Here is a 23,930-nt window from a genome sequence, read left to right as displayed (position 1 = left end):
TGGCGGGGTGGGCGGCTAGTGGGTCTTGCGGTCGCCGAGGAACGCGGTGGTCTGCGGGGCGAAGAGCAGCACCAGGGCGATGGCGGCCACGAAGAACGCGGCCACGGCCGCGCCAATCAGCTCGGTCTGGAAATAGGTGGTCGCCAGGATCACCTGGAACAGCTGCCAGGCCACGATCGCGGCCCGGGTCCAGGCCCGGCCCTTGAAGAAGCTGAAAGCCACCCAACCCTGCCAGACGCCGGCGGCCAGGCAGAGGACCACCATGAAGATTCGCCCGGACATGTTCAGCACGCCCGGGTCGTTGATGTGCATCAGGTAGTTGATGCCATAGGCCAGCACGGCCACCGCTTCGAGCAGCACCAGTGCCGCCACGGTCTTCACGCTGGCGGGACGGGCACCGGAAAGTTCGTTGTTGCTCACGGGTTTAAATCTATCGTTTCCGCGCGGGATCTGGCCAAACAGCGCTGCTTGGACCGAAATGTGATTCAGGAACCCATTGTCAAATTCGGGCCGCTGCGGTACGCAATGATTCGTAGTGCGGTTTGTGACTAAGCACTCAGGGTTTACCGCTGATTTCCCTAAAACGACCCTTGTTTACTTACCTGTAACATGAAAACCTTATGAAGTTGGTTCCGGAAGTCAGTGCTTGCCGGACACTATGAAGATTTCGGTTCGTCTCGCACACAGCGACACGAGTTCCACTCCCCCGGCCGTTGCAGCATTGCCAGCCGATCCCTGCGGACGTGGAACCCGGATGGACCTCCCGGCAATTTCAAGGAGCATCAATAAGCATGGATTGGCGTAGCCGCGCGGCGTGTCTGGACAAGGACCCGGAGCTGTTCTTCCCCGTGGGGAACACAGGACCGGCTTTGTTGCAGATCGAAGAGGCCAAGAGCGTCTGCCGCCGTTGCGAAGTCGTGGAAACCTGCCTGCAGTGGGCCATCGAGTCCGGCCAGGATGCCGGCGTGTGGGGCGGCATGAGTGAGGACGAGCGTCGGGCCCTCAAGCGCCGCGCCGCCCGGGCCCGCCGCGCCTCCTAGGCACCTGCCGCTGGGGCGGTGCCTGGGTCATCGCCCGCGCAAGCCTTCACCCGATCCGCCAGAACCGCACCGGTTCTGGCGGATCGGCTCGTTAACCGGCAGTTGCGCGCAGCGGGCAATTGTTGCCATATCGATGCCGTCACCGGGTGGTTAACTAGCTAAATTCCCAGCTGCGCTAGGTAGATTGAACCTAGTGCCAACGTATGAAAGGAGCCGCCCGTGACGCACAGCACCGGTACCCGCCCGATGATCGCGCGTGCGGGCAGACCATGAGCGCGCCATTGCACGACCATTTGACCGGCCAGCTGCTCGATGACCGCTACCGGCTCGATGAGCTGATCGGGTACGGCGGCATGTCGCGGATCTACCGCGCCGTTGACGGGCGGCTGCACCGTCCGGTGGCCGTGAAGATCCTGAACGACAACTACGCGCGTGATCCCCAGGTGCGGGAGCGTTTTGCCTCCGAGGCGGTGATCGCGGCGAACATCAACCACCCGAACGTGGTCTCCACCCGCGACCACAACGCCTCGGGCAGCCTGGTCTACCTGGTGATGGAGTTCGTGCGCGGCCAGAACCTGCACGAGCTGATCAGCCGGCGCGGGCGGTTGACCCCGCGCCAGACGCTGAACGTGCTGGAGAGCATCTGCCGCGGGCTGGCCGCCGCGCACCGCGAAGGCATCGTGCACCGGGACATGAAGCCGGGCAACGTGCTGATGGCCGACAACGGCGAAGTGAAGATCACCGACTTCGGCCTGGCCCGGGTCGCCACCGCGCACACCCAGTCCAGCACGCTGCTGGCAACCCTGCAGTACGCCTCACCGGAGCTGGTCTCCGGCCAGCCGGCGGATTCGCGCAGTGACATCTATGCGGTGGGCGTGATGATCTTCCAGATGCTCACCGGCCAGCTGCCCTACCCGGATGCGACCGTGCCGGCGCTGATGCGCCACCACCTGGAATCCGAAACCCCGCTGCCCTCCACCCGTGTGCCGGGCCTGGCCCAGGACCTGGACGAGCTGGTGCGCTTCTGCACCGAGAAGGACCCGGAGAACCGGCCACAGGACGCCGGGTTCCTGCTTGACGAGGTGATCCAGATCGGCACCACGCTCAGCGACGAGCAGCTGGATCTGGGAGCGGACACCTACGGCGGGATCGGTGATCTCATCCCGGAGGCGGTGCAGCACCCCACCACCGTGCAGCAGCGCCTGGATCATTGGCAGCGCGAACGCGAGGCGCAGCGCGACCCGTGGTGGGTGCGGCCCAACGCCGCCGCAGCCGCAGCCGGCGCCGGGCAGGACGGGCACGATGAGCCGCAGGCCGCGCAGGATCCGACCACGGTGCTCGATGCCGCGGGCCAGCCGACCCAGGCGCTGGGCGCCGACACGCCGGCCACCGAGGCCCACGGGAGCGAGCCGCAGGCGGCCGGGGACCGGGAGCAGCGGACCGGTACCGAGGATGCCGCTGCGGACGCGGGCGGGGATCCGCGCGAAGCGCACACCACCGCCTACCGGCAGGCCAGCGAGCCGGCGACCGTCGCCCACGAGCGTTCCGGGCAGCACCACGCCCCGGCCACCATGGCCATGCCCCGCGAGGAACGTTCCGGGGCCACCGCCATGGCGGAGGAGTCCGCCGACGAGCCGCCCTCAAAGCGGGAGCTGAAGCGGGCGCAGCGCCAGTGGCGCAGGCAGGCGCAGGTGCCCACCCACCGGCTGGGCAAGCCCAGGAGCCCGGCGCAGAAGGTGCTGGTCTCGGTGCTGCTGCTGGCCGTGGTGGCCCTGGTCGCGGCCGGGGCGTGGTTCTTCGGGCGCGGGCCGGGCAGCGTGGTGAACATCCCCTCGCTCAGCGGCCTGGTGCAGGCCCAGGCGGTGCAGCGCCTGGAATCCGCCGGGGTGCCGGTGCGGGTGAACAACGCCTATGACGACGAGGTCGCCCCCGGGCGGGTGATCGACTCGAACCCCGCCGAGGGTGAGAACATCATGCGCTTCCAGGGGGTGGAGCTGGTGATCTCCCGGGGCCCGGAACTGTTCCAGATGCCCGATGTGACCGGGATGGACACCTCCGCCGCCCGCCAGCGGCTGCAGCAGATGCAGCTGTCGGCCCCGAGCGTGGGCCAGGAGTACTCACAGAGCGTGGACGAGGGGCAGGTGATCTCCAGCAAGCCGGCCGCCGGGGAGCAGCTGACCCGCAAGACCGCGACCTCCCTGGTGGTTTCCGCCGGCCCGGCACCGGTGAACGTGCCCTCCCTGGTGGGGCTGGATGAGCAGGCCGCCCGGGGGGCCGTTGAGGAACTGGGCCTGAGCCTGCAGGTCGGCGAGCCGGTGTATTCCAGCGACGTCCCGCGCGGCCAGGTGGCCGTCCAGGACCCGGCCGAGGGCACGGTTCCGGCCGGGGGCAGCATCAGCGTACAGCTTTCCCAGGGCCCGGAGTACGTGCAGATCCCCTCGGTGATCGGCCAGGAGGTGGAGCAGGCGGTGTCCGCCCTGGAGCAGGCCGGGTTCCAGGTCGAGACCCGTGACATGCTCGGCGGGCACTCCAGCACGGTGCGCCTGCAGACGCCGCTGAACCAACAGGCCGAGCGCGGCGCAACGATCACGCTGTACGTGTTCTAACCGGCCGGCTTCCCGTCCGGTTCGGATCGCTTCCACCTGGCCCGGTTCGGTTCCGTCCGGCCCGAACCGGTTCCGGACGATCCGTTCTCCTTGTTTCGGTGGATCCGGCTTAACGCAGAACATCCCCGAGCGGTGCTCGGGGATGTTCTGGCTTAACCCGGTGGGCCGGGAGGGCACACGGGGTGATCGCCTAGCGGCGGCGTCCGCGCTTCTTCAGCGCCGCGGAGACCAGGAACGCCATCTCCAGGGACTGGCGGTGGTTCAGCCGCGGGTCGCAGACCGACTCGTAGAGGTTGTCGAAGTCCTCCTCGCGGATCGGGTCCGCGCCGCCGAGGCATTCGGCGACGTCGTCGCCGGTCATCTCCACGTGCAGGCCGCCGGGGAAGGTGCCCAGTTCGTCGTGCACCTCGAAGAAGCCGCGCACCTCGTCCATCACGTCGTCGAAGTTGCGGGTCTTGTACCCGTTCTGGCTGGTCACGGTGTTCCCGTGCATCGGGTCGGTCACCCACAGCACCTGGGCGCCGGAGTCGGTGACCTTCTCCACCAGGTTCGGCAGCTTCTCGCGGATGTTCTTCGCCCCCATCCGGGTGATGAACGTCAACCGGCCCGGCTCGCGGGTCGGGTCCAGCTTCTCGATCAGCGCCAGGGTGTCCTCCACCGAGGTGTTCGGCCCCAGCTTCACGCCGATCGGGTTGCGCACCCGGGAGAGGAAGTCCACGTGGGCGTGGTCCAGCTGGCGGGTGCGCTCCCCGATCCACAGGAAGTGCCCGCTGGTGTCGTACGGCAGGCCAGTACGCGAGTCGGTGCGGGTCAGCGCCCGCTCGTAGTCCAGCAGCAGGGCCTCGTGGGAGGCGAAGAACTCGGTGCGCTTGAGCGCCTCGAAGTCCGCACCGCAGGCGTCCATGAAGCGGATCGCCGAATCGATCTCCCCGGCCAGCTGCTCGTAGGCGGAGTGCGCCGGGTTGGCCATGAACCCCTGGTTCCAGGAGTGCACGCTGCGCAGGTCCGCGAACCCGCCCTGGGTGAACGCGCGGATCAGGTTCAGCGTCGCCGCGGAGGTGTTGTACGCGGTGACCATGCGCTTGGGGTCGTGGGCGCGGGATTCGGGGGTGAAGTCAAACCCGTTGACGATCTCCCCGCGGAAAGCCGGCAGCGTCACCCCGTCGCGGGTTTCATCGTTCGAGGAGCGCGGCTTGGCGAACTGCCCGGCCATGCGGCCCATCTTGATGACCGGCATCGACGAGCCGTAGGTGAGCACGACGGCCATCTGCAAGATGGTGCGCACCCGGGCCGAGATCTTATCGGCCGTGGCCCCGTCGAAGGTTTCGGCGCAGTCCCCGCCCTGGAGCAGGAACGCCTTGCCCTGGGCGGCGGCGGCCAGGCGGGCACGCAGGATGTCGACCTCGCCGGCGAAGACCAATGGTGGTCGCGAACCCAGCTCGGCAATCGAGGCGCTATAGTCCGCGTGCTCGCTCCAGGTCGGCTGCTGGGCGATCGGCAGGTTGCGCCAAAGGTCCAGGTCTGGGTCGGTTGCGGGGCCGGCTACGGAGGAGCCTGGCAGTGGGGTTCGGAATACTTCAGTCACCCTTCCAAGTCTACGGGCCGGGCACCAAAAGCACTGCGGCGAATGTAACATCGGCCCGTAACACTGGCCATCCCCGGGCCCGCCGCACGCCGCCGCGCCGCCGCTGGACGCAGCCGACAGACCGCGCACCCGGCCGCGGTCTGGCGGCTCAGCGTTTGCGCGGGGCGTAGACGTCGACGTACTGCTGCCCGGAGAGCTGCCCGATCGCTTCGCGGATCTCGTCGGCCACCTGGCGCAAGACCTGCGAATCCTGCGCCTGCCCGCGCCGGTCGGAGAAGTCCAGGGGCTGGCCGATGCGGATGCCGATCCGCCCCGGGCGCGGGATGCGCCGCCCGATGGGCTGGACCTTGTGGGTGTCGATCATCGCCACCGGGATCACCGGCGCCCCGCTTTCCAGGGCCAGCTTCGCCACCCCGAGCTTGGCCCGGTACAGCCGGCCGTCCGGGGAGCGGGTGCCCTCCGGGTAGATGCCCAGCAGCTTGCCCTCGGCCAACGCCCCGGCGGCGCTGGCCAGTGACTGGGCCGACTTCGCTCCCCCGGAGCGGTCCATCGGCAGCTGGTTGATCGAACGGAAGAACCAGGCGGTGAAGCGCCCCTTCAACCCGGTGCCGTTGAAGTACTCGTCCTTGGCCAGGAACACCACGGGCCGTTCCAGGCTGGCGGGCAGGAACACCGAGTCGGAGACCGACAGGTGGTTGGAGGCCAGGATCGCCGCGCCGGTGGGCGGCACGTGCTCGGTGCCGGTCAGGTCGATGCGGAAGAAGATCTTCAGCAGGGGGCGGACCGCGAACCGCTTGAGGAAGTCATACAGCACGTTTCTTGGGTTCCTTCGGGTGTCGGTGATGAATCGCAGGTTACCGCAGGGCCGGGGCGGTGTTCGCCGACCGCGTGGCTCCCTGTAACCAATTGTGCACTAGTCTCGAGGTGTGAGGCGGCAGAAAGGCAGGCTGATGCACCCCCAACCAGGCCCCAACAACAGCGACGCGGCCACCACCCCGGAAGGGCACGTCCCAGCGGAAGCGCAACTGTCCGCGGATGCCCAGGCCATCGCGGGCGCGCAGGCTTCCGGCGGCGCGCAGGCCGACCGGCCCGATGAGCGCGACGGCGCCCAGCAGGCACCCGCTCCGCGCAAGGACGAGGTCGCGGTGCTACTGATCCACGGGTTCACCGGCGCGCGCACCGCCATGCGCCCCTGGGCCCAGGCCCTTGAGCAGGCCGGCTACCACACCCAGATGGTGCTGCTGCCCGGGCATGAGACCCGTTGGCAGGACATGGTCAAAGTGCCCTACGCGCACTGGATCCACGCCACCGAGCAGGCGTTTGACGAACTGGCGGCCAGGTACCGCACGGTGTTCGTCGCCGGGCTGTCGATGGGCGGCGCGCTGGCGCTGCACCTGGCAACCCGACGCGAGGTGGCCGGGCTGCTGCTGACCAACCCGGGGCTGGTCGTGGACTCCCCGCTGGCGCCGTACACGAAGTACCTGCGCTGGGTGGTGCGATCCACCTCCCCGATCAGCAACGACATCGCCCTGCCCGGGGCCAATGAGCAGGCCTACCCGCGCACCCCGGTCGCCGCCGTCGCCCAGCTGCACCGGTTGTTCGAGCAGACCCGCCGGCGCCTGCCGCTGATCACTTGCCCGATCATCCTGTTCCGCTCGGCCAGCGACAACGTGGTCTCCGATGCCTCGGTGCGCGCCCTGTTCGACGGGCTGGCGCCGAACTCGAAGATCCAACGGGTGGACCTGCCGCACAGCCTGCACGTGGCCACCCTGGACTACGACGCGCCGTTGATCTTCGAGCGCTCCGCCCAGTTCATCGCCGCCCACACCCCGGCCCGGACCTAGGCAGCGGCGCGGTGGACCCAAAGGACCAACGACCCTCCAGCACCCCGGACCCGCAGTGGGATGAGCTGGTCGCCCGGCTGCAGGCGGCCGGCCCGCTGCCGCGTCGACCCCGGACCGGGTCCGACGGGGACCAACCCGCGGATCAACCCGGGGATCAACCCGGGGACCCGGCGCCGAGCGGGAACCCAGATCCCGGCGCGGCGGAGACGAAGCGTTCGAACGACGATCCCACCCGGGAAGCGGACCGACACACGGCCGGGAAGCACGACCCCGCAGACACCGACACCGGGTCCGGCGGCCAGCCCGATCCCGGCACCCCCGGCACCTCCGGCAACTCCGTCACCCCGGGCCCTGCCGGCAAGGCGGGCAACACGGGGCCCGAATCCCACGATGAGCGCCTGCGCCGGCTGTTCACCACCGGCCCCGGGGCCAGCGGCCCGCGCGATTACGCGCTTCAGGAGGAACCGGACGGGGAGTTCGTGCCGGAGGACCCGGTGGCGATCGGGTCCGGCGACCCGGTGCTGACCCTGGCCTGGCTGGCCGCGGCCGGCGGCCCGCTGGCGCTGCTGCTGGGCGTGATCTTCTTCCGCGGCGCGCCCACGGCCCTGTTCATCGCGCTGGGGCTGATCACCCTGGCCGGGGTGGGCCTGCTGCTCTACCGACTACCCAACGACCGCGATCCGGGAGATGATGGGGCTAGGGTATAGCGAACTTGGCCACAGGTCGCAGCTAGGTTACTATCAAGTAATATCCTGTGACGTAGCTTACTCGCTGCGATTACCCCGGTCACATACGTCAGGAGTGAGACACCGATGATCGAGTTCAGCACCCCGATTCGCATCAAGAGCCCCGAACAGTCCAACATCACCGATCTGCTGTTGCGGCACGCGAATTCCGCGGCGAATCCGGCGCTGTTCTCCAAACCCCGCCCCGACGGCAGCTGGCAGGACATCACCGCCTCGCAGTTCGCCGCCGACGCGGCCGCGATCGCCAAGGGCTTCATCGCCCAGGGCATCGAACCGGGCAGCCGCATCGGGCTGATGTCGCGCACCAAGTACGAGTGGACTCTGGTGGACTTCGCCATCTGGTTCGCCGGGTGCATCACCGTGCCCGTGTACGAAACCTCCTCCCCCTCCCAGGTCGCCTGGATCCTGGGCGACTCCGGGTCGGTGGCGATCGTGGTGGAGACCCCGAACCACGAGAACGTGGTGCGCCAGGCCGCCCACCAGGAGCAGCTGGAGGCGCTGGAACACGTCTGGCAGTACGAGGGCGGGCTCGATGAGCTGCGCCAGGCCGGGCAACAGGTGTCCGACGAGGAGCTGGAGGCCCGCCGCAGCGCACCGGGGCTGCGCGACACCGCCACACTGATCTACACCTCGGGCACCACCGGGCGGCCCAAGGGCTGCGAACTAACCCACGGCAACTTCGTGGAGCTGGCCGACAACGCGGTCGCCGAGCTACCCGAGGCGGTCTACCCGGGCGCGGCCACCATCATGTTCCTGCCGCTGGCCCACGTCTTCGCCCGCTTCATCTCCATCGTCGCGGTCGCCGCCGGCTGCCGCGTCGGGCACACCCCGGACGTCAAGCACCTGCTGGAGGACCTGCAGTCCTTCAAGCCCAACTTCATCCTGGCCGTGCCGCGGGTGTTCGAAAAGGTGTACAACTCGGCGATGCTCAAGGCCGAGGACGGCGGGAAGGGCAAGATCTTCCACACCGCCGCCCGCGCCGCGGTGGCCTATTCCCGCGCCCAGCAGGAGGGCAAGATCCCGCTGGGCCTGAAGCTGAAGCACAAGCTGTTCGACGTGCTGGTCTACTCCAAGCTGCGCGAGGCCATGGGCGGGAACGTGCGCCACGCCGTCTCCGGCGGCGGCCCGCTGGGCGAGCGCCTGGGCCACTTCTTCAACGGCGTGGGGGTCACCGTGCTGGAGGGCTACGGCCTGACCGAGACCACCGCCCCGATCACCGTGAACACGCTCAAGCAAATCAAGATCGGCACCGTGGGCCGCCCGCTGCCGGGCAACGCGGTGAAGATCGCCGCGGACGGGGAAATTTTGGCCCGCGGCATCTGCGTGATGCCGCGCTACTACAACCGCCCCGACCTGCAGCGCGAGGCCTTCACCGATGGCTGGTTCCACACCGGGGACATCGGGGAGCTGGATGAGGACGGGTTCTTGAAGATCACCGGGCGCAAGAAGGAAATCATCGTCACCGCCAGCGGCAAGAACGTGGTCCCGGCGCTGCTGGAGGACCAGATCCGCGCCGACGCGCTGGTCTCCCAGTGCCTGGTGGTGGGCGACAACCGCCCGTTCATCGCCGCACTGGTCACCCTGGACCCGGAGGCGCTGCCCGGCTGGCTGGAACGCCACCAGCTCTCCCGCGACCTGCCGATGGCCGAAGTCGTCCAGCAGCCGCAGGTGCGCACCGCCCTGCAGAAGGTGATCGACAAGGCCAACGAGTCGGTCTCCCGCGCCGAGCAGATCAAGGAGTTCCGCGTGGTGGCCGAGGACTTCACCGAGGAATCCGGGCACCTGACCCCGTCGCTGAAGATCAAGCGCGCCAAGGTGCTCACCGACTACCAGGACGTGGTGGAGGCGATCTACTCCAAGCCCAAGGCCTGATCCAGCACCGCATCACGCAGCTGGTCGATCCCCGCAGCGGCGGCACGCCTTCGCAACGGCGTGCCGCCGCTGGCGTGTTCCAGCACCTGGGCGCCCAGCGGCACATGCGCGAACGCGAAGGATCCGGCCAGCTGGCGGCGCTGGCCCACCGGGGCGAAGATCAGGTGCTCAGCCAGCTGCTGGCGCCCGTTGGCCAGCAGCCATTCGACCAGGTCCATCAGCCGGTCCTGTGCCCCGTCATCACTGGTGGTCACCACGACCAGCACGGCCTGGGCCGGCAGCTGGCCATCGAGCACCGCCTGCACCCGGCCCGGGCCGCCCAGGGTGAAGCTGGTGCTCACCGAGGCCTCGGCCAGGGCGGAGGCCAGCTTCAGCCGCAGCGGCTGCAGCGCAACCTCGGGCTCAAGCCGGAACAGCGCCACCGGCAGCTTCGGGTGCTTCGCCGCGACCTGCGCACCCACCTGCGCCAGGGGCCGCACGCCCTCGGCCGCCGCGGCACCGGAGGCCGGGCCCTTGACGGGCGCGGTGCCGGCTGCGGGGTCGGGGTTGGAACGAGAACCGGGAATCCAGCGCATGTACGGGCCTTCCTGATCGTCACACTGATAACTCTGCACGCGCACCGCGGCTCCGGCAACCAAAATGCCCGGGCACGGCGGCGGGCCGCTGCGGCCCCATCCACTCTAGCCGCTGTGCGCGGTGGGCGCCGGTGACATGGCGCGGGCCGGCCAGCGCGAAACGCCGACCGGCCCGGTGCGCGGCGGGAAGGGGGTACGTCCCGGCCCGCGGCGGGTGCTACTCCGGCTTGATCACCAGCAGCAGGTCCCCGCCCTGCACCTGGCTCGTGCCGTTGAGTGTGATCTCGTTGACGGTGCCCGAGACGTTGGCGGTAATCCCCGCCTCCATCTTCATCGCCTCGATGGTGGCCACGGCCTGCCCGGCCTCCACCCAGTCGCCCTCCTGCACCCCGACGGTGACCGCGCCGGCGAACGGGGCGGCGACGTGGGCGCGATTGTTCGGGTCGGCCTTCGGCGCGGTCTTGACCGTGGATTCCACGGACTCGTCGCGGGCCTGCAGCTGGCGCTGCTGGCCGTTGAGGGTGACCACCACGGTGCGCATGCCCTTCTCATCGGGCTCGGAGACGGAGACCAGCTTGACCAGCAGGCGCACCCCCTTGCCCAGCGAGACCACGTGCTCCCCGTCGGAGCTCAGCCCGTAGAGGTAGTCGCGGGTGTGCAGCACCGACAGGTCGCCGTAGTTCTCGACGCTGGCCTCGAAGTCGCGGGTCGGCCCGGCGAACAGCAGCCGGTTCAGGGTCGAGCGCACGGTGTCCGAGTCGCCCTGCAGCGCCTTGGCGTCCTGCGGTTCCAGGTCCTCCACGCGCGGGCGCACGGTGCGCCCCTGCAGGGCCTTGGTGCGGAACGGTTCGGGCCAGCCGCCCGGAGGGTCCCCCAGCTCCCCGGAGAGGAACTGGATCACCGAGTCGGGGATGTCGTAGTTCTGCGGGTTGGCCTCGAACTCGTCGGCCGCCACCCCGGAGCCAACCAGCTGCAGGGCCAGGTCGCCGACCACCTTGGAGGAGGGGGTGACCTTCACCAGGTTGCCGAGCATCGCGTTGACCGAGGCGTACATCGACTCGATCGCCTCGAAGCGCTCCCCCAGGCCCAGGGCGATCGCCTGCTGGCGCAGGTTGGACAGCTGCCCGCCGGGGATCTCGTGCTGGTAGACGCGCCCGGTCGGCGCCGGCAGCCCGGACTCGAACGGCTTGTACATCGCGCGCACCGCTTCCCAGTACGGTTCCAGGGAGGCGACCGCGTCCAGCGAGAGGCCGGTGTCGCGTTCGGTGTTCTCCAGCGCGGCGACCAGGGCGGAGGCCGAGGGCTGGGAGGTGGTGCCGGCCATCGCGGCGCTGGCCACGTCGACCGCGTCCACCCCGGCGTCCACCGCGGCCATCAAGGTCGCCAGCTGCCCGCCGGAGGTGTCGTGGGTGTGCAGGTGCACCGGCAGGTCGAAGCGCTCACGCAGCGCGGAGACCAGCAGCTTCGCCGCGGCCGGGCGCAGCAGCCCGGCCATGTCCTTGATCGCCAGGATGTGGGCCCCGGCGTCGACGATCTTCTGCGCCAGCTCCAGGTAGTACTCCAGCGTGTAGAGCTTCTCGTTGGCGTCCAGCAGGTTGCCGGTGTAGCACAGGGCCACCTCGGCCACCGCGGTCCCGGTGGCGCGCACGGCCTTGATGGCCGGGGCCATCTGGTCGATGTCGTTCAGCGCGTCGAAGATGCGGAAGATGTCGATCCCGCTCTTGGCGGCCTCGGCGACGAATGCGTCGGTCACCTGGGTGGGGTACGGGGTGTAGCCCACGGTGTTGCGTCCACGCAGCAGCATCTGCAGCGGGATGTTGGGCAGCTCGGCGCGCAGCAGCTCCAGGCGCTTCCACGGGTCCTCGCCCAGGAAGCGCAGCGAGACGTCGTAGGTCGCCCCGCCCCAGACCTCCATGGAGAACAGCTGCGGGACCACGTGGGCGTAGGCCGGGGCGGCGTGCAGCAGGTCGCGGGTGCGCACCCGGGTGGCCAGCAGCGACTGGTGCGCGTCGCGGAAGGTGGTGTCGGTGACCCCCACCGCGGTGGACTCGCGCAGCGCCTTGGCAAAGCCCTGCGGGCCCTTCTCCAGCAGCACCTGGCGCCAGCCGGCCGGCGGCTGCACGGTCTGCGAGGGCCCGTCAAAGGGTGAACGCTCCGGCTCGCTGGCCTTGTCCCCCGGGAACGCCGGAAGCTTCTTGCGCGGGTCGATGCCCTCGATGCGCGGGCCGTTGGGCTGGTTCACGGTCACCGCGGCCAGGTAGTTCAGCGCCTTGGTGCCGCGGTCCTGCGACTGGTTCGCGGTGAGCAGCTCGGGACGCTTGTCAATGAAGTCGGTGGCCACGTTGCCAGCCAGGAACTGCGGATCGGCCAGCACGTTCTGGATGAAGGAGATGTTGGTGGCCACCCCGCGGATGCGGAACTCGGCCAGGGCGCGGCGGGCGCGGGCCACCGCGGTGGCGAAGTCCCGGCCGCGGCAGGTCAACTTGACCAGCATCGAGTCGAAGTGCGGGGAAATTTCCGCGCCGGTGTAGACGGTGCCGCCATCCAGGCGCACCCCGGAGCCGCCGGCCGAACGGTACACGGTGATGGTGCCCACATCCGGACGGAAACCGTTGGCCGGGTCCTCGGTGGTGATGCGCGACTGCAGCGCCCAGCCGCGGACCTTGATCTCCTCCTGACGGATGCCCAGCTCCTCCAGGGTGGCCCCGGCGGCGATGCGCATCTGCGCCTGCACCAGGTCGATGTCGGTGACCTCCTCGGTGACCGTGTGCTCGACCTGGATGCGCGGGTTCATCTCGATGAACACGTGCTGCCCGGCGCGCTCGCCCACGGTGTCGACCAGGAATTCGACGGTGCCGGCGTTCTGGTAGCCCAGGGCGGTGGCGAACTTGACGGCGTCGCGGTACAGCGCCTGGCGGATCGAATCGTCCAGGTTCGGGGCCGGGGCGATCTCCACGACCTTCTGGTGGCGGCGCTGCAGCGAGCAGTCCCGCTCGTGCAGGTGCACGACGTTGCCGTGCTCATCGGCCAGGATCTGCACCTCGATGTGCCGCGGGCGCAGCACGGCCTGTTCCAGGAACACGGTCGGGTCCCCGAATGCGGTGCCGGCCTCGCGCATGGCGGCGTTCAGTGCGTCGTTCAGGTCCTCGCGCTGGTCTACCCGGCGCATGCCGCGTCCGCCGCCGCCGGCCACGGCCTTGACGAACAGCGGGAAGCCGATCTTCTCCGCCTGACCGGTCAGCCAGTCCACGTCGTCGCTCGGCTCGGTGGAGGCCAGCACCGGGATGCCGGCCTCGCGGGCGGCCTTCAGCGCGGCGACCTTGTTGCCGGCCAGCTCCAGCACGTCGGCGGAGGGGCCGATGAACTTGATGCCATTTTCCTTCGCAGCCCGGGAGAGCTCGGGATTTTCACTCATGAACCCGTAACCCGGGTAGATCGCGTCCGCACCGGCTTCCTTGGCGACGCGGATCACCTCGTCTACATCCAGGTAGGCACGGACCGGGTGGCCTTCTTCGCCAATCCGGTAGGACTCATCGGCCTTCTGCCGGTGGATCGAGTTGCGGTCCTCGTAGGGGTAGACGGCAACGGTTTTTGCCTCGAGTTCATTGGCGGCGCGGAACGCGCGGATGGCGATCTCGCCGCGGTTGGCAACCAAGATTTTTTCAAACATGGTGTTCCTACATCGATTCGTCGCGTCGCAGACGGTACGGGAGCAGGCAGCTGGGTACAGCAAGACCTACCCGGCATCGTCGTCGGCGCAGGGCGTCGGAAGTGGCTCGTTGTCGAGCACCTAATTCCACACCCTACAGTGACGGCAGGCACGTTGACCAAAAATTTCGTCCTGTGGTCTGACCACAGCGTCATGTTCCGATCAGTGGTTATAAAGCGGGGTATCGTGATAAAGAGCAAAAACCGACGTTGCGAACTCGGGGATTTCGACTCGAGCCGACTATGATAATTAGAGATTAAGTCCCGCGGTACCTTCAATCGGCGAACAGTGAAAGGCGTGGTCTGTTCCGTGCACGTAGTGAGCATCAGCAGCCTCAAGGGTGGCGTAGGAAAGACCTCGGTGACCCTCGGTCTTGCCTCGGCCGCACTCGCCGCCGGCATCCCCACCCTCGTCATCGACCTAGACCCGCATGCTGATGCCAGCACCGGTTTGGGCGTTCGGGCCGAGGACAAGCAGACCATCGGGCAGATGCTGAAGAACGTGCGCCGCGCCCGCCTGCAGGACAATGTCGCCGCCAGCTCCTGGCAGTCCAAGGCCGCCGAAAAGAAGTCACGCACCCGCATCCCCGTACTCGATGTGGCCGTGGGCGATGCCTACACCGGCATCTACGACCGTCCAGACCTGCGCACCCGCGACCTGCGCCGCCTGACCCAGCTGCTCAGCCGCACTTCGGGCTACCAGTTGGTGCTCATCGACTGCCCGCCCTCGCTCAACGGACTGACCCGCATGGCCTGGAGCGCCTCGGACCAGCTGCTGCTGGTGGCCGAGCCCAGCCTGTTCTCCGTGGCCGGCACCGAACGCACCCAGCGTGCCCTGGAGCTGTTCCGCAAGGAATTCGCCCCCACCCTGGGACCGATCAAGGTCGTGGCCAACCGCGTGCGCAAGGATTCGGCCGAGCACACCTTCCGGCTGAACGAGATGCGCCAAATGTTCGGCGACTCAATGCTCACCCCGGAGATTCCCGAGCACCCCGAATGGCAGCAGATCCAGGGCGCGGCCTATTCGGTGCACCAGTGGCCGAGCAAGTCCACCGGGCCGATCGTGTCCCAGTTCGATGGGCTGCTGAAGGAAATCATGGCCACCGACAAGGCAGCCCAGCCCGCCTAGACTCACCACGCGCACGCCCAGGGAACAACCCACAGGCAGCCACGCCCCAGGCAGCCATGCCACCGAAGGCCACCGGCAGCGCAGACTGAAAAAGGACCACCGAAGGGTGGTCCTTTTTCAGTATCTGAAGTTTTGTTCGCCCCGATCCAGCGGGGTTTTTAGCGCCAGTCCCACAGCGCACGATGCGACGGCTTCCCAGGGCCCCGGCACGCCCGGAACCGGCCGAGCCGCCTGGGCCGTTTAGCCGGCGTTGAGCTTGGCGGCCTTGGCTGCGCGCCGCGCGGCGAGTTCATCGTGCGGGTGCGCTTCGGCGGAGTTTTCGCTGGGCAGCTGGGCGAGCGATCCCTCGACCTCGCGCCACACCCGGCCCACGGCAATCCCGAAGACTCCCTGCCCGGCCTGGACCAGGTCGATGACCTCATCGGCGCTGGTGCATTCGTACACCGAGGCTCCATCACTCATCAGGGTGATCTGCGCCAGGTCCTCCACCCCGCGTTCACGCAGGTGGGAGACGGCGGTGCGGATCTGCTGCAGCGATACACCGGTGTCCAGCAGGCGCTTGACGACCTTGAGCACCAGGATGTCGCGGAAGGAGTACAGCCGCTGTGAGCCCGAGCCCTTGGCCCCGCGCACGCCGGGTTCAACCAGGCCCGTGCGGGCCCAGTAGTCGAGCTGGCGGTAGGTGATCCCCGCAGCCTTGCAGACGATCGGGCCGCGGTAGCCGGCGTGTTCATCCAGCTGCGGCAGGTCGTCGGTGAACAGCAATCCCTGGGTCGTGGAGCGTTGCACTTCACCAGGAGCCCGTTGTTGTGGGCCGGTATCCCGAGAGTCCATCCAATTACTCCTTGCATCTAGCGCATTCACATTCGGCAGGGACGGTATCGCTGGTTGCAACGCGCGAGTGATGATAGCCCGTTTCCAGAATCGAATGGCAAATCCCTATGATTTGACGGTACGGCGATATCGGGGTTAGGTCAAAGACCTTCAACTATTACTTGAGGGCGTGTCGCCCTGCACATTTGCCCACCGGCGGCCCCTAGCTGAAGTCTTCGGGATCGATGTTGTCCAAGAACTCCCGGAACTCGCGCATCTGCTCCTCCGGGGGCTCCTCCTCGGTGGAGGTTTCGATCACGACGCCGGCGGTCTGCAGCACTTCCTCGGTGCACATGATCGGGCATTGGGCGCGCACCGCCAGCGCCACCGCATCGGAGGAACGCGAGTCGACCCGCACTCCGTTGGAGAGCACCAGATCCGCGGTGAAGATGGCGTTGTCGACCGAGACGATTTCCACCCGGTCCAGCTGCACCTTCAGCGCCTCGAAGACGTTGATCATCAGGTCGTGGGTCATGGGCCGCGGCGGGGTGAGCCCCTGTTCGGACATGGCGATGGCCGAGGCCTCGGGTGCGCCGATCCACAGCGGAAGATAGAGGTTGCGTTCGGGATGCTTCAACAGCAGCAGGGGCTGGTTGGAGGGCAACTGGATCCGGATCCCGGCGAATTCTAGTTCCAACATTCACGTTCCCCCTTTGCATGTTGGGTGCGAAACGCTTGTGACCAGACTAGCGATCCAAATGGGAAATAGCACGCTGCACCAAGGCATCATGCAGTTTCAGGCACTGCTCGGCAATGTTGCGCGCCTCCTCGGCGGCGCGGGCCCGGGCGGAGACTTCCTGGCGCTTGGCGTCGGCCCCCACGATCGTGTCGATCAGCGAGTATTCGCGTTCGGCTGCGAGCCGGAACTGGCGCAGGTGGCGCGGCTCGACCCCATGGCTGGCCAGGTTGACCGCGGACTGGGTGACCTGCACGCTGTGCGCGTCGAACAGCCCGCCCTCGGCCTCGATCAGCCCAAAACTGATCAGCTGCTTGACCAGGTCCGCGCTGGCCCCGGTCATGCCCTGCAGTTCGGCCATCGACACCGGGCGCGTGCGGTTCTCGACCTGCTCGCCCATCTGGTTGCTCACCAGCTGCGGCGCGTTCGGGGCGCCGCCGGGCAGGGTGTCCGGGGTTTCCCCGCGGTCCATCGCATCCAGGTGGTCCTTGATCACCTTCAGCGGCAGGTACTGGTCGCGCTGGACGGAGAGGATGAAACGCAGCCGGTTCACGTCAGCCGCGGTGTACTTGCGGTACCCGGCCGCGGTGCGCTGCGGGATGATCAGTCCCTTGTCCTCCAGGAAGCGGATCTTGGACGCGGTGACCTGCGGGAATTCCCGCTTCAGCTCGGCGAGCACCTCGCCGATGTTTAACGCCGCAGCCCGGGGTGACTCGGGGCGTACCGCCTCGATCCGCTGGCTTCGTGCTGCATCAAACATCGGCAAAGGGTCCACACCTCGGTTACGTCGCTGGATTCCGGCCGCGGCCGGATCCGTGAAGTCTTACTGCTGTTTCGATTTTACGCCGGAACGCTCTGGTAGAAGTTCAGCCGGAACTTTCCGATCTGCACCTGCACACCATTGGCCAGCAGGACGCTGTCCACCCGGTCCCCGTTGATGTAGGTGCCGTTCAGCGAGCCGATGTCGTTCAGCCGGTAGCCGGTGCCCTCGCGCTCGAAGGCCGCGTGGCGGCGGGAGACGGTGACGTCGTCCAGGAAGATGTCCGCGTTCGGGTGCCGCCCGGCCACGTTCTTGTCCTTGTCCAGCAGGAAGCGGGCCCCCTGGTTCGGGCCGGTGTGGGCGATCAGCAGCGCCGACCCCTCGGGCAGGGCCGCCACGGCGCGACGTTCATCTTCGCTGAGCGTGTAGATCACCGAGGGTTCGGAAGGCCGGCTCTGGGTGGGCAGCGCAATGCTCGTGGTCTCCGAGGCAGACTCGGAGTGCGAGTGGGTCGGCCCTTTGTCAGACATGAGATGTCCTCCCGAATACTGTGCGCCTGCGGCTGGGACGCCGAAGACAAGGTGGTTCAACGTCAGCTGGTGGCAACTCCCCCAACTCCTTACAGATTAGCCTACTCAACATGCAATCGATAACAAACAAGGCGATATTTGTCCTACGCTGAGGCACCGATCCGTGCGATGATTCGAATATGTCAGATCTCACCGAACCGGCACCAAATCCTGAACGTCACCCCGGCCCGGACAGCGCCGGCGGCAACGGCTGGAAGCGGCGCGCCATCCTGATTGCTGTCGGGGTCGCGGTGGCGTTCCTGCTCTACCTGTTCGCGACCCTGTTCCTGCCGGTGTGGTGGGCGACGCGCATCGTTTCGCAAAACGACGGGACCGCCAGTGGCGGATGGATCGCCGGGCTTTCACTGGGCTTCATCTTCACCTTGGTGCCGCTGGTGGTCGCCTGGCAGATGCGGATCCGCAAACTGCATTGGAGGGGGCGCCTGGCGATCCTGGTGGTCGCGATCCTGCTGGCCGCCCCGAACTGGCTGACGCTGGGGATCTTTTTGAATTCCTCCGACGCGGCGCTCAAGGCCCGCCGGATCCTGGATACCGGGGCGACCTGGTTTGGCGGAGCGTCGCTGACCGGGGCGATCGCCGCGGCGGTGATTTTTGTGGCCGGGGTGATCGGCTGGACGCTGTACCGCGGCCGCGGCCGCCGGCTGAAGCAGCTCAAGGGCCAGCTCGCGGCGAACCCGTCCGGTGCGACGAGCATTGATCCGGACCCGGTGCCCGGGGACTCTGATTCCACCGGTGTCCGCGAACGCACTGCCGAGCCGGAGGATCCCGCCGACGGGCGGCCATAGGCACGCAGCACGAAAGGAGCACAGGCATGAGCGAACTGCAGGTTAAGAGGATTTACGAGGCACCGGCCGATTCCGACGGCTACCGGGTGCTGGTGGACCGGCTCTGGCCGCGCGGGATGACAAAGGTCGACGCGCACATCGACCAGTGGGCGAAGTCCCTGGCCCCCTCCAGTGACCTGCGCAAGGGCTGGAACCACGACCCGCAGCATTTTGCCGAGTTCGCCGAGCACTACCGGCAGGAATTGGATCAAAACCCCCGGGTTGACGAGTTCTTGGAGACCTTCGCTGCCCAGGAGAAGGTCACGCTGCTGTATGCGGCGAAGAATGAAGAGGCCAACCACGCGCTGGTGCTGCGCGATTATCTCTCCTCCCAGCTGGACTAGGAGTCGCTGCTCCCGGACTGCGGCTTTTGCCCGTCGCCGTCCTGACCGGCGGGTTGGGCCGGCTGCACGAAACAGACCCCGTCCACGCACACCTCATCGCCCTGGCTGACCTGCTGCAGATTGAATTCGAACTTCTCCACGCGCATCTCCTCGTACTTCTATCCGGCCAGCTTCCGCCAGGTCCCTTCGCCCACCATGGGCACCGGGCGCCGCTGGCGCGAAAGACTGCCTGCGTCCTAGGCATAACCCCCGGGCCCGTCCCGGAATTCCCGCGGACCGGGCCCCAACAGCCGGGGATGGTCGGGGAAGGCCAACGGGGCCGGACCTTGCCGCTAACTGGCAGGTTCCGGCCCCGTGGGCAGCGCACCGAGACCGTGCGCGGGTGAGCGCTACGCCGTGGCGACCGCGTCGGTCGCCTTCAGCAGCGGCTCAAAGTAGGCGGCCAGTTCATCGGTGGCCGTCAGCGGCAGCACGTGCGAGACGTACTGGTCCGGGCGGACTACCACGATGGCGCCATCGCGGCTGATCTGCCGGGTCTCGAAGATGTCGTCATCGGCCTTCGCGGCGTAGACCTTCTCGTAGTCGGTCAAACCGAACTTGCCGTTGTTCGGCAGGAAGATCTTCGGGGCGTCGGTGATTTCGAAGTCACGGTAGGACTGCTGGTAGACGACCTTGATGTCGAACAGCGAGTCGATGTCCGCGCCGGCCGGGGTGTACTTCACCACCGGGGAGTCGGGCGACTCGCGCAGCCACTGCGCCAGCGAGGTGGTCGGCGAGTCGGCGCCCGGGGCGGCGGCGTCGGCGAACACGTAGATGCGCCAGCGCCCGTCGGCCCGATGGTGGTGTCCCAGGTGCACCGGGTTGGTGTCCCCGCAGCGCATGACCATCGCGGACTTGAAGCGCTTGCCGATCGGGTAGCCGGCGGCCAGCTGCTGGTGGTCGGCCTCTCCGGTAAGGATTGAGGGCTGGTATTCGGTCATGAAGCCGGCCGGGAACTCGGCGGTGCGCACGTAGAAGTCGGAGAGGAACTTCGGGTCCTCGAACTCCTCGGGCTTCTTGGCCATCAGGGTCGACCATTCCTTGTCGAAGTCGATGAGGTTCTTCGCGATCACCTGGCGCTCGGCGGAGTAGGTGCGCAGCAGCTGCTCCGGGGCGAGCCCCGAGAGCACGTGCCCCAGCTTCCAGGCCAGGTTGAAGCCGTCCTGCATCGACACGTTCATGCCCTGCCCGGCCTTGGCCGAGTGGGTGTGGCAGGCATCGCCGGTAATGAACACGCGTGGCTCCCGGGTGCCGATCTCATCGACCAGCACGTCGTCGAAGCGGTCGGTGAGCCGGTGGCCAACCTCGTACACGCTGTGCCAGGCCACGTCCTTCACGTCCAGGGTGTAGGGGTGCAGGATCTGCTGTGCGTGGTCGATGATCTCCTCAAGGCTGGTCTGGCGGATCTTGCCGTTGTCATCGTGCGGCACCTCACCCAGGTCCACGTAGAGCCGGAAGAGGTTTCCGCCCTCACGCGGGATCAGCAGGATCGAGCCGGCCTTGGACTGGATGGCGCACTTGATGCGGATGTCCGGGAAGTCCGTCACGGCCAGGGTGTCCATCACGCCCCAGGCGTGGAAGGCCTGGTCCCCGGAGAGGCTGGCGCCGATGGAGCGGCGCACCTTCGAGCGGGCGCCGTCGGAGCCGACAACGTACTTGGCGCGCACCACGCGTTCGGTGCCCTGCTTCGGCCCATCGGTGTACTCCAGCACGGCGCGCACCGGGTACTCCTGGCCCTCCTCGACGGTCAGCGACTTGAAGTCGTAGCCGTAGTCCGGGGTGATGCGCCCCGGGGAGTTCTTCGCGTACTCGGCGAAGTAGTCCAGCACGCGCGCCTGGTTCACGATCAGGTGCTTGAACTCGCTGATGCCGTGCGGGTCATCCATGGTGCGGTCGGTGCGCACGATGTTCTTCGGGTTCTGCGGGTCCGGGGACCAGAAGTTCATCTCCGTAATCCAGTAGGCCTCGGCGGTGATCCGCTCCGCGAAGCCGAAGGCCTGGAAGGTCTCCACGCTGCGGGCCTGGATGCCGTCGGCCTGCCCAATGGCCAGGCGTCCGGGACGGCGGTCGATGATGCGGGTGCTGACGTTCGGGAACTGGGCCAGCTGCGCGGCGGTGATCATGCCGGCGGGACCGGAACCGACGATCAGCACGTCCATCTGGTCCGGCAGCTCCTCGGGCCGGTTCAGGCCCAGCCCGGCGGCCGGCTGGACGCGCGGATCGGTCGATACGTATCCGTTGTGGTGAAACTGCACAGTTCTTCCTCACTGCTTTGTGAAAGCAAAACCTAAGATCAGAGTTGTTCGATTATCGAACGTCATATTCGCATATCGCACAACCACTATAAGTGCCTGTGAGTGCTGACACAAGCCCAGGAGGCGCAGACAACACCTTAAGCTTTGCTGTGCGCCACAGGTTTCGTTACCCTCTTCGAAACTCTCGCCTTGCCAGCCCTACCGCGCCGGAGGCCACCAACGTGCCCTCCGGGGCTGCGGATAGGTTCGCGCGGCATTCGGTGGAACAGTCCTCGCGGTGCGGGGCAATCACCATCCCGGTGCTCGGCGAGCGCCTGCGCGAACTGGGCAGGGCCGCGGTGAGACATGGTTGGTCAATGCGTCGCGCAGCAACAGGTCATTCGACCAAGCCAGGAGCCCCCTCCGGTTCCGCCGTAGGTTCTGGCCACCCTCCGTCAAGGACGGTTGCCGAAGGGAGACAAGGGACGCAGTACCGTCATGGCCGCTATAGCAACCGGAGGCGCAGCCACCGGGACGGCCACTGAGGGCGGTGCCGGCACTCCCCTTGCGCCCCGCGGCCGCAGCCGGGACGCGCCGCGCCAAAGCCGGGCCGCGTTACCGGGGAATCCGCTGGAGGCTGCCGGACGCTAGCGGCTGTCGACCCCGCCGCCTAGGAGTTGAACCGCTCGATGATGCGCGCCAGCTCGCGGGCCTTGGTGAGCATCGGCAGGTGGCCGGTCTCCAGCTGGTAAATGGTCGCATCAAAACGCTTGGCCACCCGCGACTGCATTCCCGCCGGCACCGCGGTGTCCTGGGTGGTGAGCACGTAGCCGCGGCGGGCGGGCCACTGCGGTTCGCCGGTCGCGTCGGCCAGCACCTGCCCGGAGAACGCGCCCATCTCACGCAGCAGCTTGTCGATCACGACCTCGGCCACGCCGGGCAGCATCGCCCGAATTCTGCGCTCACTGAGTTTCAGCCCGCTCTTCACCAGCTGTGGCGCAACGAGCTTGGGTCCGACCAGCGGCAGCACATCGACCAGGGACTTTCCGCGCGGGGGCAGCAGCGAGGAAATCAGCAGCACCCCGTCCAGGCGCCGCGGCACCATGGACGCGACCTGGGCGGCCACGGTCGCCGACACCGAGTGGGCCACCAACGTCACCTGCTCCTCCCCCGGAGGCATGGCCTCGATGACCAGCTGGGCATGCTCCTTTAGGGTCCCGGTGCCGTCGGGAAACTGCACCACCTCGGTGCCTTCGCGCACATAGGCGCGCACCTGGTCCCAAATCCATCCCGGCAGCCCGCCTCCAGTGAGAAACAACGTGGTCATTGCGCATCACTCCTTCACTGCCCGGCGGCGCATCGTGCCGTTGGCCCCAGCCTAGAACAAATCACCCCGCCACGTGGCGGATCGGCAGAAATTCCCGGCGCGCACGTAGCTGGCCGACCGGCCCGTCCGCGGTTTTTCCTGGTGCCGGTCAAACCGTGGTGGCAGAATGTCCCCACCGGCGCAGAGCAGACGGTGGGGGTGCGAAATGGACGACGCGAGGAGCTTGGGCCCCTTTGGGCAGCTGCCGCAGGCGCACTTCACCGATGCCGACCTGCGTCGGGCCAGGTTCACCCGCTGCGACCTGGGCGAGGTGCGGATGCGCGCCGTTGAACTGGGCGGCGCACGCATCGACGGCACCTGGTTCCGTGCCGGGAGTCAGGGCGTGTTCCTCAACGACGTGGGGTCACCGGGTTCGTGGAGCAGCAACTGAACCGCCGGTTCCCGGGGCGAGAGCTGCGCGGCTCGCACCACGGCGCAGAACTGCTCCAGTCCTGGGATGCGGTCAGCGCCCATTGGGCGGCCGCCTGCCGTACCCTGGATGAGCTGCCCGCCGGGACGCAGGATCTGAGCGTGGACGGGGAATGGTCCTTCGCCCAGACGCTGCGCCACCTGGTGATGGCCACCAACACCTGGTTGCGCGGCCGCATCTTCGGTGAGGAGCATCCCTACCATCCGATCGGGGTGCCGAACCACGAGTACGCGCTGGATGGCTACGACGAGTCGGTGTTCAGCGAATCGAATCCGGACTTCTCGCGGGTGCTGCAGGTGCGCGCCGAACGCCAGCAGCAGGTGCGCGATTTCCTGCTGGTCCAGGACGCGCAGTCGCTGCAGGCAGCACGCCGCCACCCCTGGGACGCAGAGCACAGCGTCATGCTCAGCGTTGGGGCGGCACTGCGGGTGCTCCTGGATGAGGAATACGAACACCTGCGCTACGCGGTGCGGGACCTGAAGTCCCTGGCGGTCCGCGGTGAGGGGCAACGCCGGCAGGGCCAACCCGCCGACGAAAACCCCGGCCCGGAATAATGTGGCGCACCACACGCCGGTGGCCTCGCCGCGGGGGGGCCTATAGGCAATAAAGTGTGTCTGAAAACCTGGTCCTGCCCCGGAAAGCCGGGACAGGATCAAGGTTCACATGGGTATTCAATCCATAAGTGTGAA

At 67.6% G+C, this 23,930-nt stretch carries 22 protein-coding genes; 10 read left to right on the top strand and 12 right to left on the bottom strand.

Going from position 1 to position 23,930, the window contains the following annotated elements; all coding sequences use genetic code 11:
• Positions 1–15: 15 nt before the first annotated feature.
• The gene (locus GcLGCM259_RS05120) at positions 16–420 is read right to left on the bottom strand and encodes a hypothetical protein (RefSeq protein WP_138172930.1); all 405 of its coding nucleotides are present in this window, start codon (positions 418–420) and stop codon (positions 16–18) included.
• Between the two features lie 371 nt (positions 421–791).
• On the opposite strand from GcLGCM259_RS05120, the gene GcLGCM259_RS05115 reads away from it, so the two are divergent.
• Together GcLGCM259_RS05115 and GcLGCM259_RS05110 are read left to right on the top strand one after the other, a co-directional pair.
• The gene (locus GcLGCM259_RS05115) at positions 792–1,040 is read left to right on the top strand and encodes a WhiB family transcriptional regulator (protein WP_138172928.1); all 249 of its coding nucleotides are present in this window, start codon (positions 792–794) and stop codon (positions 1,038–1,040) included.
• A 269-nt stretch (positions 1,041–1,309) separates the two neighbouring features.
• Positions 1,310–3,646, top strand: coding sequence for a Stk1 family PASTA domain-containing Ser/Thr kinase (locus GcLGCM259_RS05110; RefSeq protein WP_171021071.1), 2,337 nt, complete (start codon positions 1,310–1,312; stop codon positions 3,644–3,646).
• 190 nt (positions 3,647–3,836) lie between these two features.
• Here GcLGCM259_RS05110 and GcLGCM259_RS05105 read toward each other — a convergent pair whose 3' ends face one another.
• On the bottom strand, positions 3,837–5,231 hold the full coding sequence (locus GcLGCM259_RS05105) for a class II 3-deoxy-7-phosphoheptulonate synthase (RefSeq protein WP_138172924.1): 1,395 nt from the start codon (positions 5,229–5,231) through the stop codon (positions 3,837–3,839).
• Between the two features lie 148 nt (positions 5,232–5,379).
• The gene (locus GcLGCM259_RS05100; protein WP_138925946.1) at positions 5,380–6,045 is read right to left on the bottom strand and encodes a lysophospholipid acyltransferase family protein; all 666 of its coding nucleotides are present in this window, start codon (positions 6,043–6,045) and stop codon (positions 5,380–5,382) included.
• Positions 6,046–6,181: 136 nt separating this feature from the next.
• On the opposite strand from GcLGCM259_RS05100, the gene GcLGCM259_RS05095 reads away from it, so the two are divergent.
• The 3 genes from GcLGCM259_RS05095 (at position 6,182) to GcLGCM259_RS05085 (ending at position 9,693) form a co-directional block, all read left to right on the top strand.
• A complete protein-coding gene (locus GcLGCM259_RS05095) occupies positions 6,182–7,075 on the top strand; it encodes an alpha/beta fold hydrolase (protein ID WP_138925945.1) in 894 nt (297 codons plus the stop codon).
• Between the two features lie 11 nt (positions 7,076–7,086).
• A complete protein-coding gene (locus GcLGCM259_RS05090) occupies positions 7,087–7,782 on the top strand; it encodes a hypothetical protein (RefSeq protein WP_138925944.1) in 696 nt (231 codons plus the stop codon).
• Positions 7,783–7,887: 105 nt separating this feature from the next.
• On the top strand, positions 7,888–9,693 hold the full coding sequence (locus GcLGCM259_RS05085; protein WP_138925943.1) for an AMP-dependent synthetase/ligase: 1,806 nt from the start codon (positions 7,888–7,890) through the stop codon (positions 9,691–9,693).
• Here the strand turns inward: GcLGCM259_RS05085 and GcLGCM259_RS05080 are convergent.
• Positions 9,672–10,268: a hypothetical protein gene (locus tag GcLGCM259_RS05080; RefSeq protein WP_138925942.1), complete on the bottom strand. Its 597-nt coding sequence runs from the start codon at positions 10,266–10,268 to the stop codon at positions 9,672–9,674. The genes GcLGCM259_RS05085 and GcLGCM259_RS05080 overlap by 22 nt on opposite strands.
• A gap of 217 nt (positions 10,269–10,485) precedes the next feature.
• Positions 10,486–13,938: a pyruvate carboxylase gene (locus tag GcLGCM259_RS05075; RefSeq protein ID WP_138925941.1), complete on the bottom strand. Its 3,453-nt coding sequence runs from the start codon at positions 13,936–13,938 to the stop codon at positions 10,486–10,488.
• A gap of 348 nt (positions 13,939–14,286) precedes the next feature.
• On the opposite strand from GcLGCM259_RS05075, the gene GcLGCM259_RS05070 reads away from it, so the two are divergent.
• A complete protein-coding gene (locus tag GcLGCM259_RS05070) occupies positions 14,287–15,105 on the top strand; it encodes a ParA family protein (protein ID WP_138172911.1) in 819 nt (272 codons plus the stop codon).
• A 240-nt stretch (positions 15,106–15,345) separates the two neighbouring features.
• On the opposite strand, the gene GcLGCM259_RS05065 is transcribed toward GcLGCM259_RS05070, so the two are convergent.
• The 4 genes from GcLGCM259_RS05065 to GcLGCM259_RS05050 form a co-directional block, all read right to left on the bottom strand.
• Positions 15,346–15,939 carry a MerR family transcriptional regulator gene (locus GcLGCM259_RS05065; protein WP_138172909.1) on the bottom strand — a complete coding sequence of 198 codons (594 nt, stop codon included), beginning with the start codon at positions 15,937–15,939 and terminating at the stop codon, positions 15,346–15,348.
• A 202-nt stretch (positions 15,940–16,141) separates the two neighbouring features.
• Complete coding sequence (locus GcLGCM259_RS05060) at positions 16,142–16,618, bottom strand: bifunctional nuclease family protein (protein ID WP_054821365.1); 477 nt, start codon at positions 16,616–16,618, stop codon at positions 16,142–16,144.
• Between the two features lie 46 nt (positions 16,619–16,664).
• Positions 16,665–17,414: a transcriptional regulator FtsR gene (ftsR, locus tag GcLGCM259_RS05055; protein WP_138925940.1), complete on the bottom strand. Its 750-nt coding sequence runs from the start codon at positions 17,412–17,414 to the stop codon at positions 16,665–16,667.
• Positions 17,415–17,494: 80 nt separating this feature from the next.
• Complete coding sequence (locus tag GcLGCM259_RS05050; protein WP_054821366.1) at positions 17,495–17,944, bottom strand: FHA domain-containing protein; 450 nt, start codon at positions 17,942–17,944, stop codon at positions 17,495–17,497.
• A gap of 179 nt (positions 17,945–18,123) precedes the next feature.
• Between GcLGCM259_RS05050 and GcLGCM259_RS05045 the strand changes: the two genes are divergently transcribed.
• Positions 18,124–18,789, top strand: coding sequence for a hypothetical protein (locus GcLGCM259_RS05045; protein ID WP_138925939.1), 666 nt, complete (start codon positions 18,124–18,126; stop codon positions 18,787–18,789).
• 26 nt (positions 18,790–18,815) lie between these two features.
• Positions 18,816–19,172: a DUF488 domain-containing protein gene (locus GcLGCM259_RS05040; protein ID WP_138172901.1), complete on the top strand. Its 357-nt coding sequence runs from the start codon at positions 18,816–18,818 to the stop codon at positions 19,170–19,172.
• Here GcLGCM259_RS05040 and GcLGCM259_RS15250 read toward each other — a convergent pair.
• From GcLGCM259_RS15250 to GcLGCM259_RS05030, 3 genes are all read right to left on the bottom strand, one after another.
• Complete coding sequence (locus GcLGCM259_RS15250; protein ID WP_175419330.1) at positions 19,169–19,312, bottom strand: hypothetical protein; 144 nt, start codon at positions 19,310–19,312, stop codon at positions 19,169–19,171. The two genes, GcLGCM259_RS05040 and GcLGCM259_RS15250, sit on opposite strands and share 4 nt — an antisense overlap.
• 249 nt (positions 19,313–19,561) lie before the next feature.
• Complete coding sequence (locus tag GcLGCM259_RS05035; RefSeq protein WP_138925938.1) at positions 19,562–21,466, bottom strand: FAD-binding monooxygenase; 1,905 nt, start codon at positions 21,464–21,466, stop codon at positions 19,562–19,564.
• Positions 21,467–22,115: 649 nt separating this feature from the next.
• Complete coding sequence (locus GcLGCM259_RS05030) at positions 22,116–22,772, bottom strand: alpha/beta fold hydrolase (protein WP_138925937.1); 657 nt, start codon at positions 22,770–22,772, stop codon at positions 22,116–22,118.
• 205 nt (positions 22,773–22,977) lie between these two features.
• Here GcLGCM259_RS05030 and GcLGCM259_RS05025 point away from each other — a divergent pair, with 205 nt between their 5' ends.
• Both GcLGCM259_RS05025 and GcLGCM259_RS05020 read left to right on the top strand, forming a co-directional pair.
• A complete protein-coding gene (locus tag GcLGCM259_RS05025) occupies positions 22,978–23,202 on the top strand; it encodes a pentapeptide repeat-containing protein (protein ID WP_217496554.1) in 225 nt (74 codons plus the stop codon).
• Positions 23,187–23,795, top strand: a complete 609-nt coding sequence (locus GcLGCM259_RS05020) for a DinB family protein (RefSeq protein WP_171021068.1) — start codon at positions 23,187–23,189, stop codon at positions 23,793–23,795. Before GcLGCM259_RS05025 ends, GcLGCM259_RS05020 begins: the two co-directional genes overlap by 16 nt.
• The last annotated feature ends 135 nt before the right edge of the window (positions 23,796–23,930 follow it).

It is taken from the genome of Glutamicibacter creatinolyticus (assembly GCF_006094275.1).
GTDB lineage: Bacteria > Actinomycetota > Actinomycetes > Actinomycetales > Micrococcaceae > Glutamicibacter > Glutamicibacter creatinolyticus.
The sequence above is the reverse complement of the archived record's forward strand: the minus strand, read 5'-3'. Positions and strand labels throughout refer to the sequence as shown.